Genomic DNA, 13,837 nt, shown 5'->3' with positions numbered 1-13,837 from the left:
GTCGAGTCGGCCTGCGCGGAAGATGTAACGGGGCTCAAACCATACACCGAAGCTACGGGTATCACGTAAGTGATGCGGTAGAGGAGCGTTCTGTAAGCCTGTGAAGGTGAGTTGAGAAGCTTGCTGGAGGTATCAGAAGTGCGAATGCTGACATGAGTAACGACAATGGGTGTGAAAAACACCCACGCCGAAAGACCAAGGTTTCCTGCGCAACGTTAATCGACGCAGGGTTAGTCGGTCCCTAAGGCGAGGCTGAAAAGCGTAGTCGATGGAAAACAGGTTAATATTCCTGTACTTCTGGTTATTGCGATGGAGGGACGGAGAAGGCTAGGCCAGCTTGGCGTTGGTTGTCCAAGTTTAAGGTGGTAGGCTGGAATCTTAGGTAAATCCGGGATTCTAAGGCCGAGAGCTGATGACGAGTTACCCTTTGGGTGACGAAGTGGTTGATGCCATGCTTCCAAGAAAAGCTTCTAAGCTTCAGGTAACCAGGAACCGTACCCCAAACCGACACAGGTGGTTGGGTAGAGAATACCAAGGCGCTTGAGAGAACTCGGGTGAAGGAACTAGGCAAAATGGCACCGTAACTTCGGGAGAAGGTGCGCCGGTGAGGGTGAAGCACTTGCTGCGTAAGCCCACGCCGGTCGAAGATACCAGGCCGCTGCGACTGTTTATTAAAAACACAGCACTCTGCAAACACGAAAGTGGACGTATAGGGTGTGACGCCTGCCCGGTGCCGGAAGGTTAATTGATGGGGTTAGCTAACGCGAAGCTCTTGATCGAAGCCCCGGTAAACGGCGGCCGTAACTATAACGGTCCTAAGGTAGCGAAATTCCTTGTCGGGTAAGTTCCGACCTGCACGAATGGCGTAACGATGGCGGCGCTGTCTCCACCCGAGACTCAGTGAAATTGAAATCGCTGTGAAGATGCAGTGTATCCGCGGCTAGACGGAAAGACCCCGTGAACCTTTACTATAGCTTTGCACTGGACTTTGAATTTGCTTGTGTAGGATAGGTGGGAGGCTTTGAAGCGTGGACGCCAGTTCGCGTGGAGCCATCCTTGAAATACCACCCTGGCAACTTTGAGGTTCTAACTCAGGTCCGTTATCCGGATCGAGGACAGTGTATGGTGGGTAGTTTGACTGGGGCGGTCTCCTCCTAAAGAGTAACGGAGGAGTACGAAGGTGCGCTCAGACCGGTCGGAAATCGGTCGTAGAGTATAAAGGCAAAAGCGCGCTTGACTGCGAGACAGACACGTCGAGCAGGTACGAAAGTAGGTCTTAGTGATCCGGTGGTTCTGTATGGAAGGGCCATCGCTCAACGGATAAAAGGTACTCCGGGGATAACAGGCTGATACCGCCCAAGAGTTCATATCGACGGCGGTGTTTGGCACCTCGATGTCGGCTCATCACATCCTGGGGCTGAAGCCGGTCCCAAGGGTATGGCTGTTCGCCATTTAAAGTGGTACGCGAGCTGGGTTTAGAACGTCGTGAGACAGTTCGGTCCCTATCTGCCGTGGACGTTTGAGATTTGAGAGGGGCTGCTCCTAGTACGAGAGGACCGGAGTGGACGAACCTCTGGTGTTCCGGTTGTCACGCCAGTGGCATTGCCGGGTAGCTATGTTCGGAAAAGATAACCGCTGAAAGCATCTAAGCGGGAAACTTGCCTCAAGATGAGATCTCACTGGGACCTTGAGTCCCCTGAAGGGCCGTCGAAGACTACGACGTTGATAGGCAGGGTGTGTAAGCGCTGTGAGGCGTTGAGCTAACCTGTACTAATTGCCCGTGAGGCTTGACCATATAACACCCAAGCAATTTGTGAACTCGAAAGAGGCCAGATTGCGGTGTGTGAAGACGAAACGAACCGAAAGTTCGAATCTCACAAAACACCGAAACTATCACATACCCAATTTGCTGAAGCGAGGCCAACTGGCCACGACTCAGTACCCGAATTTCTTGACGACCATAGAGCATTGGAACCACCTGATCCCATCCCGAACTCAGCAGTGAAACGATGCATCGCCGATGGTAGTGTGGGGTTTCCCCATGTGAGAGTAGGTCATCGTCAAGATTAAATTCCGAAACCCCTATCTGCTGATGCAGGTAGGGGTTTTGTTTTGCCCGCAGGAAAGTCATTTTGTGTTTCTATGCAACTGTCTTGTGCATGGCTATCATGCGGGCCTCATTATCAGGGCGCACTCCGCATGCTCACGTTGCTAAAACTTCTGAAGGATGGTCGCTTTCATTCAGGGCAGGCGCTGGGTGCTGCGTTGGGTATCAGTCGTAGTGCTGTGTGGAAGCAATTGCAGCACTTGGAAGCAGAAATAGGGCTGTCTGTTCATAAGGTTCGAGGTAGGGGGTATCAGTTGGCTAAGCCTCTGGTGCTTTTGGATGCTGCAGAGATTTACGCAAAGGGCCTTCATGAGTGGCCTGTCCATATCTTCGACGCTATCGATTCGACCAACGCCGAGGCGTTGCGTTTGATCGAGCCGGGAGCGGCGGCGCCGTTCATGGTTTTGGCCGAGCGACAGACCGCTGGGCGCGGTCGTCGTGGTCGTAAGTGGGTCAGTCCGTTTGCCGAAAACCTCTATCACAGCCTGGTTCTGCGCATTGACGGTGGCATGCGGCAGATCGAAGGGCTGAGCCTGGTCGTCGGACTTGCTGTCATGCATGCCCTGCGTGATATGGGGATCGCTGAGGCGGGGCTGAAATGGCCTAATGATGTCCTGGTGGGAGAGAAAAAGATCGCCGGCATCTTGCTTGAGTTGGTGGGGGATCCTGCGGACGTTTGCCATGTTGTCCTTGGCGTGGGGATTAATGTGAATATGCAATCGACTGATGAGGTCGACCAGCAGTGGACATCCATGTGCCTTGAGGCTGGAAGGGATTTTGATCGAAATGAGCTGGTGGCACGATTGGGTGCGAAGCTTCAGCACTATCTGAGGCTTCATCACGCATCGGGGTTTGCCGCAATACAGTCGGAGTGGGAGCAATACCATCTTTGGCAGGGCAGGGCTGTCTCCTTGATTGCCGGTGTTAATAAGATTGACGGTATTGTGCTGGGCATTGATCACCAGGGTGCGCTGCGTTTGAAGGTAGACGGTGTGGAAAAAAACTTTAGCGGTGGTGAGCTCAGCCTGAGGTTGCGTGATGATTCTTGAGCTTGACTGCGGCAATAGCTTTATCAAATGGCGTGTTCTTCGTGCCGATGGGGTGACGCCGGTCGAAGGTGGCGTGGTCAGCTCAGACAGCGATTTGCTGGTGAGCCTGAGTAATGCCGAGAAGTTCCAACTCAAGAAATGTCGTCTTGTTAGTGTAAGGACCCCGGAGGAGACGGATTCATTGGTCGCCTCTCTCGTTGATGTGTTTGGGGTGTCGGTGACTCGCGCTGTGCCTGCCCGAGAAATGGCAGGGGTGAAAAACGGCTATCAGGATTACGAGCGGTTGGGGCTTGATCGATGGTTGGCCTTGCTTGGTGGGTACCATCTTGCTTCAGGTGCGTGCCTGGTCCTTGATTTTGGTACTGCCATTACGGCTGATTTTGTAGCGGCGGACGGTGAGCATCTCGGCGGATTCATTTGTCCGGGCATGCCTTTGATGCGTAACCAATTGCGTACTCATACGCGAAGAATTCGCTATGACGATATGGCCGCCGAGCGAGCCCATGAGAGTCTCGCTCCAGGTCGGACAACTGTCGAAGCGGTCGAGCGCGGTTGCATGTTGATGCTCAGAGGGTTTGTCCTGACTCAGCTTGAATTGGCGCAGCAATATTGGGGAAAGGATTTCGTGGTGTTTCTCACGGGTGGGGACGCCAATCTGGTTTCCGGGGTTGTTCCTGATGCCAAGGTGGTGCCCGACCTGGTTTTTGTCGGTTTGGCGATGGCCTGTCCTTTGTCTTGAGGTTTCTATGCGGTGGTTGTTTCTGTTGTTGCTGGTTTTGAATGTCTTCTACTACATCTGGCATCAACAGGAGGCCCCACTTCGCGCCAAGGATGTGACTCCACTCAGTTTATACCGTGGTTCTCAGCAGGATATTCACCTGTTGAGCGAGACGGCGGATGCACTTGTCAGGCGCGACCTGGGTAAACCCGGTGAGGCGCAAAAAACTTGTGTTTACTTAGGTGGTTTTGTTCGTCCGGAGCTGGCCAGGCAGCTGGAGCAGCGATTGGCTGCCTCGGGCGTCGCGGGTCGTTCTGCAGCGCCAAACTCGCCAAATGTCCCTGAGGGTGGGGGATTCTGGGTTCAGGTTTCCCAGGAAAGCGCAGGAAAGGTGAATGAAACGTTGCTTCAAAACCTTTCTAAAGAATTCAATGAGTTAAAACATAAAATAATGCCATGCGAGGGGGTTGCACCCGCTGGGTAGTTTGCATAGAATGGCGCCCGCTTCGCAGCGAAGACCTTTAAAGGTTAGCGGTACGAAGCGACGTCAACGCAGCTAACCTCAGGTTTTTAATGAGAAAATGCTTGACAGAAGGCTGGCATGGTATAGAATGCCGGCTCGCTTAGGAGGGGTTCCCGAGCGGCCAAAGGGATCAGACTGTAAATCTGACGTCTACGACTTCGAAGGTTCGAATCCTTCCCCCTCCACCATTTTTAGCGTGAGCTGCAAGCTCCGCGGGTATAGTTTAGTGGTAGAACCTCAGCCTTCCAAGCTGATGATGCGGGTTCGATTCCCGCTACCCGCTCCAAGTTTGCAGGTTGTGCAAAGTGTTTCGCTCTTGTAGCTCAGTTGGTAGAGCACACCCTTGGTAAGGGTGAGGTCAGCGGTTCAAATCCGCTCAAGAGCTCCATATAACAAGGCAGATATGAAAATATCTGCCTTTGTTTTAATGGCTTGTGTGACTCGCTAAATTCTTCTCCTAGGGGTGATTTCGATGGCTAAGGAAAAGTTCGAACGTAATAAGCCGCACGTCAACGTTGGTACCATTGGTCATGTTGACCACGGTAAAACCACGCTGACCGCTGCTCTGACCCGTGTCTGCTCCGAAGTTTTCGGTTCGGCCAAGGTTGACTTCGACAAGATCGACAGCGCCCCGGAAGAAAAAGCTCGCGGTATCACCATCAACACCGCTCACGTTGAATACGATTCGGCCGTGCGTCACTACGCACACGTTGACTGCCCAGGTCACGCCGACTACGTAAAAAACATGATCACCGGTGCTGCCCAGATGGACGGTGCGATCCTGGTTTGCTCGGCCGCTGATGGTCCGATGCCGCAAACCCGTGAGCACATCCTGCTGTCCCGTCAGGTAGGCGTTCCGTACATCGTTGTCTTCCTGAACAAGGCTGACATGGTTGACGACGCTGAGCTGCTGGAACTGGTTGAGATGGAAGTGCGCGATCTGCTGAGCACTTACGATTTCCCAGGTGATGACACTCCAATCATCATCGGTTCGGCTCTGATGGCTCTGAACGGCCAAGACGACAACGAAATGGGCACCACTGCTGTCAAGAAGCTGGTGGAAACTCTGGACAGCTACATCCCAGAGCCGGAGCGTGCTATCGACAAGCCGTTCCTGATGCCGATCGAAGACGTATTCTCGATCTCCGGTCGCGGTACTGTTGTGACTGGTCGTGTTGAGCGTGGCATCGTCCGTATCCAGGAAGAAGTTGAGATCGTCGGTCTGCGCGATACTCAGAAAACTACCTGCACTGGTGTTGAAATGTTCCGCAAGCTGCTCGACGAAGGTCGTGCTGGCGAGAACTGCGGCGTGCTGCTGCGCGGCACCAAGCGTGACGACGTTGAGCGTGGCCAGGTTCTGGTCAAGCCGGGCACCGTCAAGCCGCACACCAAGTTCACCGCAGAAGTTTACGTTCTGAGCAAGGAAGAAGGCGGTCGTCATACTCCGTTCTTCAAAGGCTACCGTCCACAGTTCTACTTCCGTACAACTGACGTGACTGGTAATTGCGAGCTGCCAGAAGGCGTTGAAATGGTAATGCCAGGTGACAACATTCAGATGACTGTTACCTTGATCAAGACCATTGCGATGGAAGACGGTCTGCGTTTCGCTATCCGTGAAGGCGGTCGTACCGTCGGCGCTGGCGTCGTAGCCAAAGTCATCGAGTAAACAGTTGTAATGTCTTTTTCGGGCCGGCATAATGGTCGGCCTGATTTTGTTTTAGGTCAGTAGCTCAATTGGCAGAGCGACGGTCTCCAAAACCGTAGGTTGGGGGTTCGATTCCCTCCTGACCTGCCAGATTCACTCAGTGTGTCTGGCTTTCTTTTCACAGGATCTTCATAGATGACTCCTAAAGCTGAAGCTCAAGGCTCTCGCTTCGATCTGCTCAAGTGGCTAGTGGTAGTTGCTTTGGTGGTTATTGGCGTTGTTGGCAATCAGTATTATTCTGCTTCGCCGATCCTGTACCGCGTACTTGCATTGCTCGCCATTGCTGCTGTTGCTGCCTTTGTAGGCCTGCAGACAGCCAAGGGCAAGTCTTTCTTTGTACTCGCTAAGGAAGCTCGCACTGAGATTCGTAAAGTCGTATGGCCGACTCGCCAAGAAACCACGCAGACCACGTTGATCGTTGTGGCTGTTGTTCTGGTAATGGCGTTGCTGTTGTGGGGGCTCGATTCCCTGCTCGGCTGGCTTGTTTCCTTGATTGTTGGCTAAGGGTGTCCCGTGGCTAAGCGTTGGTACGTTGTGCATGCTTACTCGGGTTACGAGAAGCATGTTATGCGCTCGCTGGTAGAGCGCGTAAAGCTGGCTGGCATGGAAGATGGCTTTGGCGAGATTCTGGTCCCCACTGAAGAAGTGGTTGAGATGCGTAATGGCCAGAAGCGCAAAAGTGAACGTAAGTTCTTTCCGGGCTACGTGCTGGTACAGATGGATATGAACGAAGGGACTTGGCACTTGGTCAAGGATACCCCTCGGGTGATGGGCTTCATTGGCGGTACCGCCGACAAGCCTGCACCGATCACGGATAAAGAGGCAGAAGCGATTCTGCGTCGCGTCGCTGATGGTAGCGACAAGCCGAAGCCGAAGACACTGTTTGAGCCGGGTGAGGTTGTACGCGTCACCGACGGTCCATTCGCTGATTTCAACGGCACGGTTGAAGAAGTTAACTACGAAAAGAGCCGGATCCAAGTGGCAGTGCTCATTTTCGGTCGCTCTACTCCGGTAGAGCTAGAGTTCAGTCAGGTCGAAAAGGTCTGATTGAGCAGGCATCCCAACCCCGCAGCCCAAGGCTGTGGGGTTTTGTCGTCACTGGGATAAACGCGCAAGTAACCGGGGAGCCTTTCGAGGCGTTCGAACCCGTAATTGGAGTGCCTCATGGCCAAGAAAATTACCGCTTACATCAAGCTGCAAGTGAAGGCCGCTCAGGCTAACCCAAGCCCACCTGTTGGTCCTGCCCTGGGTCAGCACGGCGTGAACATCATGGAATTCTGCAAGGCCTTCAACGCCCGTACTCAGGGTCTTGAGCCAGGTCTGCCGACTCCAGTGATCATCACTGTCTACAGCGACCGTAGCTTCACTTTCGAAACAAAAAGCACCCCAGCTTCGGTTCTGCTGAAGAAGGCTGCAGGTTTGACCAGCGGCTCCGCTCGTCCAAACACCGTTAAGGTTGGCACCGTTACCCGTGCTCAGCTGGAAGAAATCGCGAAAACCAAAAACGCGGATCTGACTGCAGCTGATATGGATGCAGCCGTGCGTACTATCGCCGGTTCTGCTCGTAGCATGGGCCTTAACGTGGAGGGTGTGTAATGGCTAAGCTGACCAAGCGTCAAAAGGCTATCGCCGGCAAAATCGAAGCAGGCAAGGCCTACAACTTTGTAGACGCCGCCGCTCTGCTGGCTGAGCTGTCGACTGTCAAGTTCAGCGAGTCGTTCGACGTTGCTGTAAACCTGGGCGTTGACCCACGTAAATCCGACCAGGTCGTTCGTAGCGCTACCGTGCTGCCACACGGCACTGGCAAGACCGTCCGTGTAGCTGTCTTCACCCAGGGCCCAGCAGCTGAAGCTGCTCTGGCTGCTGGTGCTGATCGCGTAGGCATGGACGATCTGGCTGCTGAAATGAAGGGCGGCGACCTGAACTATGACGTAGTGATCGCATCTCCGGATGCCATGCGCGTTGTAGGTCAGTTGGGTCAGATCCTCGGTCCACGTGGTCTGATGCCTAACCCTAAAGTCGGCACCGTAACCCCAGACGTAGCCACCGCGGTTAAAAACGCCAAGGCTGGTCAGGTTCGTTATCGCACCGACAAAAACGGCATCATCCACACTTCCGTTGGCAAGATCGGCTTCGACGCCGTCAAGCTGAAGGAAAACGTTGAAGCCCTGATCGCTGATCTGAAGCGTATCAAGCCAGCTTCTTCGAAAGGTATCTACGTCAAGCGCGTTACCCTGAGCACCACTATGGGCCCAGGTCTGGTCATCGATCAGAGCTCGCTCGACGCGTAAGACTCAGATTGGCGCAAGTAATTGCGCCAATCAAAAAATTGGGGTCCCTGCCTGGCGGGGGCTGTCCAAGACCGTAGGCGGCGCAAGTCTTAAACCACAAGCCTACGCAGATGGTGCTCCCGGTTCCTTACCGAATCAGACACCAAAACGACATTCGGTTTCGACTGAATGAAACGGTAACAAGCAGGAGTTAAACCCGTGGCAATTAATCTCGAAGACAAGAAGGCCATCGTCGCTGAAGTCAACGAGGCTGCCAAAGTCGCTCTGTCCGCTGTCGTGGCTGATGCCCGTGGCGTAACAGTAGGCGCAATGACCGGACTCCGTAAAGAGGCTCGTGAAGCTGGCGTTTACGTACGTGTCGTACGTAACACCCTGCTCAAGCGCGCTGTTGCTGGCACTGAATACAGTGTTCTCAACGACGTGTTCACCGGCCCGACCCTGATCGCGTTCTCCAAAGATCATCCAGGCGCTGCTGCCCGTTTGTTCAAGGAATTCGCCAAGGGTCAGGATAAGTTCGAGATCAAGGCAGCTGCGTTCGAGGGCAAGTTCCTCGCAGCTAATCAGATCGATGTACTGGCAACACTGCCGACCCGCGACGAAGCCATTTCGCAGCTGATGAGCGTGATTCAAGGCGCTACCAGCAAGCTGGCTCGTACTCTGGCTGCAGTTCGCGAGCAAAAAGAAGCTGCCGCAGCCTAAGGCTGAGCACTTCCTCTCGCGCTTTTTTGTTTATTTCGATGGCCGCGTAGGCCGTCCCCCAATTCAGGAAATACAGTAATGTCTATCTCCCAAGACGATATCCTCAACGCCGTAGCTGAAATGTCGGTTCTGCAGGTTGTTGAGCTGATCAAAGCTTTCGAAGAGAAATTCGGCGTTTCCGCTGCCGCTGCTTCCGCTGGCCCAGCTGCTGCTGCCGCCGTTGTTGAAGAGCAAACCGAATTCAACGTCATGCTGACCGAAGCTGGCGAGAAGAAAGTAAACGTGATCAAGGCAGTACGTGAACTGACCGGTCTGGGCCTGAAAGAAGCCAAGGCTGTAGTTGACGGCGCTCCTGCCATGGTTCTGGAAGCTGTTGCCAAAGACGCAGCTGACAAAGCCAAAGCAGTTCTGGAAGAAGCAGGCGCTAAAGTCGAGCTGAAGTAAGCATCGACTTTGCGTCTCCAGCCCGAGCGTTAAGCGACAGGCTGATGGCTGGTGGCTCTTGCCACCGGCCTTTTTCCGTTATTGGCAGCCGACTGGGTCGGTGCTGATCGCGAGCTGTAACCACCCGATGTGGTGGCGCAAACCATGGGGTTTGCACGATTTTCTGGCTGCTCCCGTCGGGAGGGGCCAAACAAGCAGGTGACCAAGCTGGGGAACGCTGATGGCTTACTCATATACTGAGAAAAAACGTATCCGCAAGGACTTTAGCAAGTTGCCGGACGTCATGGATGTGCCGTACCTCCTGGCCATCCAGCTGGATTCGTATCGTGAATTCTTGCAAGCGGGAGCGACTAAAGATCAGTTCCGCGACGTGGGCCTGCATGCGGCCTTCAAATCCGTTTTCCCGATCATCAGCTACTCCGGCAATGCTGCGCTGGAGTACGTCGGTTATCGCCTGGGCGAACCGGCATTTGATGTCAAAGAATGCGTATTGCGCGGTGTTACTTACGCCGTACCTTTGCGGGTAAAAGTGCGCCTGATCATTTTCGACAAAGAATCGTCGAACAAAGCGATCAAGGACATCAAAGAGCAAGAAGTCTACATGGGTGAAATCCCCCTGATGACTGAGAACGGTACCTTCGTAATCAACGGTACCGAGCGTGTAATCGTTTCCCAGCTGCACCGTTCTCCGGGCGTGTTCTTCGACCACGACCGTGGCAAGACGCACAGCTCCGGCAAACTGCTTTACTCCGCGCGCATCATTCCTTACCGCGGTTCGTGGTTGGACTTCGAGTTCGACCCGAAAGACTGCGTATTCGTGCGTATCGACCGTCGTCGCAAGCTGCCTGCATCGGTACTGCTGCGCGCGCTCGGCTATACCACCGAAGAAGTGCTGGACGCGTTCTACACCACCAACGTTTTCCATGTGCAAGGTGAAAACCTCAGCCTGGAACTGGTGCCTCAGCGCCTGCGCGGTGAAATCGCTGTCCTCGATATCCAGGATGACAAAGGCAAGGTTATTGTCGAGCAGGGTCGTCGTATCACCGCTCGCCACATCAACCAGCTGGAAAAAGCCGGGATCAAAGAGCTGCAGGTGCCTCTGGACTACGTCCTGGGTCGCACCACGGCCAAGGTCATCGTGCATCCGGCCACCGGCGAAATCCTGGCAGAGTGCAACACCGAGCTGAACACCGAGATCCTGGCAAAAATCGCCAAGGCCCAGGTCGTTCGCATCGAGACGCTGTACACCAACGACATCGACTGCGGCCCGTTCATCTCCGACACGCTGAAGATCGACTCCACCGGCAACCAACTGGAAGCCCTGGTCGAGATCTATCGCATGATGCGTCCTGGCGAGCCGCCAACCAAGGATGCAGCCGAGACCCTGTTCAACAACCTGTTCTTCAGCCCTGAGCGTTATGACCTGTCTGCGGTCGGCCGGATGAAGTTCAACCGTCGTATCGGTCGTACCGAAATCGAAGGTTCGGGTGTACTGAACAAGGACGACATCGTTGCTGTCCTCAAGACCCTGGTCGACATCCGTAACGGCAAGGGCATCGTCGATGACATCGACCACCTGGGTAACCGTCGTGTTCGCTGTGTAGGCGAGATGGCCGAGAACCAGTTCCGTGTTGGCCTGGTGCGCGTAGAGCGTGCGGTCAAGGAACGTCTGTCGATGGCTGAAAGCGAAGGCCTGATGCCGCAAGACCTGATCAACGCCAAGCCTGTGGCTGCGGCGGTGAAGGAGTTCTTCGGTTCGAGCCAGCTGTCCCAGTTCATGGACCAGAACAACCCGCTGTCCGAGATCACCCACAAGCGTCGTGTCTCCGCACTCGGCCCGGGCGGTCTGACCCGTGAGCGTGCAGGCTTCGAAGTTCGTGACGTACACCCGACGCACTACGGTCGTGTATGCCCGATCGAAACGCCGGAAGGTCCGAACATCGGTCTGATCAACTCCCTGGCTGCCTATGCGCGCACCAACCAGTACGGCTTCCTCGAGAGCCCGTACCGTGTGGTGAAAGACGCCCTGGTGACCGACGAGATCGTGTTCCTGTCCGCCATCGAAGAAGCAGATCACGTGATCGCTCAGGCTTCGGCCACGATGAACGACAAGAAAGTCCTGATCGACGAGCTGGTAGCTGTTCGTCACTTGAACGAGTTCACCGTCAAGGCGCCGGAAGACGTCACCTTGATGGACGTATCGCCGAAGCAGGTAGTTTCGGTTGCAGCGTCGCTGATCCCGTTCCTCGAGCACGACGACGCCAACCGTGCGTTGATGGGTTCGAACATGCAGCGTCAAGCTGTACCCACCCTGCGTGCCGACAAGCCGCTGGTAGGTACCGGCATGGAGCGTAACGTTGCCCGTGACTCCGGCGTTTGCGTCGTGGCTCGTCGTGGTGGCGTGATCGACTCCGTCGACGCCAGCCGTATCGTGGTTCGTGTTGCCGATGACGAAGTTGAAACTGGCGAAGCCGGTGTTGACATCTACAACCTGACCAAATACACCCGCTCCAACCAGAACACCTGCATCAACCAGCGTCCGCTGGTGAGCAAGGGTGATCGGGTTCAGCGCAGCGACATCATGGCCGACGGTCCGTCCACCGATATGGGTGAACTGGCGTTGGGTCAGAACATGCGCATCGCGTTCATGGCATGGAACGGCTTCAACTTCGAAGACTCCATCTGCCTGTCCGAGCGTGTGGTTCAGGAAGACCGCTTCACCACGATCCACATCCAGGAACTGACCTGTGTGGCCCGTGACACCAAGCTTGGCCCAGAGGAAATCACTGCGGACATCCCGAACGTGGGTGAAGCTGCACTGAACAAGCTGGACGAAGCCGGTATCGTTTACGTAGGTGCTGAAGTAGGCGCAGGCGACATCCTGGTGGGCAAGGTCACTCCGAAAGGCGAGACCCAGCTGACTCCGGAAGAAAAACTGCTGCGTGCCATCTTCGGTGAAAAAGCCAGCGACGTTAAAGACACCTCCCTGCGCGTGCCTACCGGCACCAAGGGTACCGTCATCGACGTACAGGTCTTCACTCGCGACGGTGTTGAGCGTGATGCTCGTGCACTGTCCATTGAGAAGACTCAACTCGACGAGATCCGCAAGGACCTGAACGAAGAGTTCCGTATCGTCGAAGGCGCAACTTTCGAGCGTCTGCGCTCCGCTCTGGTCGGCCACAAAGCCGAAGGCGGCGCCGGCCTGAAGAAAGGTCAGGAAATCACCGACGAAGTTCTCGACGGTCTTGAGCATGGCCAGTGGTTCAAGCTGCGCATGGCTGAAGATGCTCTGAACGAGCAACTCGAGAAGGCTCAGGCCTACATCGTTGATCGCCGCCGTCTGCTGGACGACAAGTTCGAAGACAAGAAGCGCAAACTGCAGCAGGGCGATGACCTGGCTCCAGGCGTGCTGAAAATCGTCAAGGTTTACCTGGCAATCCGTCGCCGCATCCAGCCGGGCGACAAGATGGCCGGTCGTCACGGTAACAAGGGTGTGGTCTCCGTGATCATGCCGGTTGAAGACATGCCGCACGATGCCAATGGCACCCCGGTCGATGTGGTCCTCAACCCGTTGGGCGTACCTTCGCGTATGAACGTTGGTCAGATCCTTGAAACCCACCTGGGCCTCGCGGCCAAGGGCTTGGGCGAGAAGATCAACCGTATGATCGAAGAGCAGCGCAAGGTCGCTGACCTGCGTAAGTTCCTGCACGAGATCTACAACGAGATCGGCGGCCGCAACGAAGAGCTGGACACCTTCACCGACCAGGAAATCCTGGATCTGGCGAAGAACCTGCGCGGCGGCGTTCCAATGGCTACTCCGGTGTTCGACGGTGCCAAGGAAAGCGAAATCAAGGCCATGCTGAAACTGGCAGACTTGCCAGAAAGCGGCCAGATGCAGCTGTTCGACGGCCGTACCGGCAACAAGTTCGAGCGCCCGGTTACCGTTGGCTACATGTACATGCTGAAGCTGAACCACTTGGTAGACGACAAGATGCACGCTCGTTCTACCGGTTCTTACAGCCTGGTTACCCAGCAGCCGCTGGGTGGTAAGGCGCAGTTCGGTGGTCAGCGTTTCGGGGAGATGGAGGTCTGGGCACTGGAAGCGTACGGTGCTGCATACACTCTGCAAGAAATGCTCACAGTGAAGTCGGACGATGTGAACGGCCGGACCAAGATGTACAAAAACATCGTGGACGGCGATCACCGTATGGAGCCGGGCATGCCCGAGTCTTTCAACGTGTTGATCAAGGAAATTCGTTCCCTCGGCATCGATATCGATCTGGAAACCGAATAACACGTGA

The 13,837-nt window shown here is 55.0% G+C and carries 11 protein-coding genes, 4 tRNA genes and 2 rRNA genes (1 of these 17 running past the window's edge); all 17 read left to right on the top strand.

What is annotated here, in order from left to right; all coding sequences use genetic code 11:
- Positions 1 to 1,795: ribosomal RNA gene (locus QMK47_RS26525) — 23S ribosomal RNA — on the top strand; it begins 1,097 nt to the left of the window's first position.
- A gap of 155 nt (positions 1,796 to 1,950) precedes the next feature.
- Positions 1,951 to 2,066, top strand: a 5S ribosomal RNA gene (gene rrf / locus QMK47_RS26520).
- 133 nt (positions 2,067 to 2,199) lie between these two features.
- On the top strand, positions 2,200 to 3,156 hold the full coding sequence (birA, locus tag QMK47_RS26515) for a bifunctional biotin--[acetyl-CoA-carboxylase] ligase/biotin operon repressor BirA (protein WP_253469868.1): 957 nt from the start codon (positions 2,200 to 2,202) through the stop codon (positions 3,154 to 3,156).
- A complete protein-coding gene (locus tag QMK47_RS26510; protein ID WP_253469865.1) occupies positions 3,146 to 3,895 on the top strand; it encodes a pantothenate kinase in 750 nt (249 codons plus the stop codon). The genes birA and QMK47_RS26510 overlap by 11 nt, the downstream gene beginning before the upstream one ends.
- A gap of 7 nt (positions 3,896 to 3,902) precedes the next feature.
- Positions 3,903 to 4,358 (top strand): hypothetical protein, encoded by a 456-nt coding sequence (locus QMK47_RS26505; RefSeq protein ID WP_320389531.1) that lies wholly within the window; start codon positions 3,903 to 3,905, stop codon positions 4,356 to 4,358.
- 142 nt (positions 4,359 to 4,500) lie between these two features.
- Positions 4,501 to 4,585: transfer RNA gene (locus QMK47_RS26500), tRNA-Tyr, on the top strand.
- Positions 4,586 to 4,609: 24 nt separating this feature from the next.
- A tRNA-Gly gene (locus QMK47_RS26495) sits at positions 4,610 to 4,683 on the top strand.
- Positions 4,684 to 4,709: 26 nt separating this feature from the next.
- A tRNA-Thr gene (locus QMK47_RS26490) sits at positions 4,710 to 4,785 on the top strand.
- A gap of 84 nt (positions 4,786 to 4,869) precedes the next feature.
- Positions 4,870 to 6,063 (top strand): elongation factor Tu, encoded by a 1,194-nt coding sequence (gene tuf, locus QMK47_RS26485; RefSeq protein WP_003186103.1) that lies wholly within the window; start codon positions 4,870 to 4,872, stop codon positions 6,061 to 6,063.
- A 53-nt stretch (positions 6,064 to 6,116) separates the two neighbouring features.
- Positions 6,117 to 6,192, top strand: a tRNA-Trp gene (locus QMK47_RS26480).
- A gap of 45 nt (positions 6,193 to 6,237) precedes the next feature.
- Positions 6,238 to 6,606 carry a preprotein translocase subunit SecE gene (secE, locus tag QMK47_RS26475; protein WP_003206102.1) on the top strand — a complete coding sequence of 123 codons (369 nt, stop codon included), beginning with the start codon at positions 6,238 to 6,240 and terminating at the stop codon, positions 6,604 to 6,606.
- Positions 6,607 to 6,615: 9 nt separating this feature from the next.
- Positions 6,616 to 7,149, top strand: coding sequence for a transcription termination/antitermination protein NusG (gene nusG / locus QMK47_RS26470; RefSeq protein WP_003186097.1), 534 nt, complete (start codon positions 6,616 to 6,618; stop codon positions 7,147 to 7,149).
- A gap of 117 nt (positions 7,150 to 7,266) precedes the next feature.
- Positions 7,267 to 7,698, top strand: coding sequence for a 50S ribosomal protein L11 (rplK, locus tag QMK47_RS26465; RefSeq protein WP_003176435.1), 432 nt, complete (start codon positions 7,267 to 7,269; stop codon positions 7,696 to 7,698).
- On the top strand, positions 7,698 to 8,393 hold the full coding sequence (gene rplA, locus QMK47_RS26460) for a 50S ribosomal protein L1 (RefSeq protein WP_003186095.1): 696 nt from the start codon (positions 7,698 to 7,700) through the stop codon (positions 8,391 to 8,393). Before rplK ends, rplA begins: the two co-directional genes overlap by 1 nt.
- Before the next feature lie 198 nt (positions 8,394 to 8,591).
- Positions 8,592 to 9,092 (top strand): 50S ribosomal protein L10, encoded by a 501-nt coding sequence (gene rplJ, locus QMK47_RS26455; RefSeq protein WP_214512567.1) that lies wholly within the window; start codon positions 8,592 to 8,594, stop codon positions 9,090 to 9,092.
- Positions 9,093 to 9,170: 78 nt separating this feature from the next.
- Entirely contained in the window at positions 9,171 to 9,536 is a 366-nt protein-coding gene (rplL, locus tag QMK47_RS26450; RefSeq protein ID WP_053125869.1) for a 50S ribosomal protein L7/L12, read from the top strand.
- 220 nt (positions 9,537 to 9,756) lie between these two features.
- Positions 9,757 to 13,830 (top strand): DNA-directed RNA polymerase subunit beta, encoded by a 4,074-nt coding sequence (rpoB, locus tag QMK47_RS26445; RefSeq protein ID WP_024619109.1) that lies wholly within the window; start codon positions 9,757 to 9,759, stop codon positions 13,828 to 13,830.
- The last annotated feature ends 7 nt before the right edge of the window (positions 13,831 to 13,837 follow it).

Origin of the sequence: Pseudomonas sp. P9_35 (assembly GCF_034008205.1) — a bacterium.
GTDB classification, from domain to species: Bacteria; Pseudomonadota; Gammaproteobacteria; order Pseudomonadales; family Pseudomonadaceae; genus Aquipseudomonas; species Aquipseudomonas kilonensis.
The sequence above is the reverse complement of the archived record's forward strand: the minus strand, read 5'-3'. Positions and strand labels throughout refer to the sequence as shown.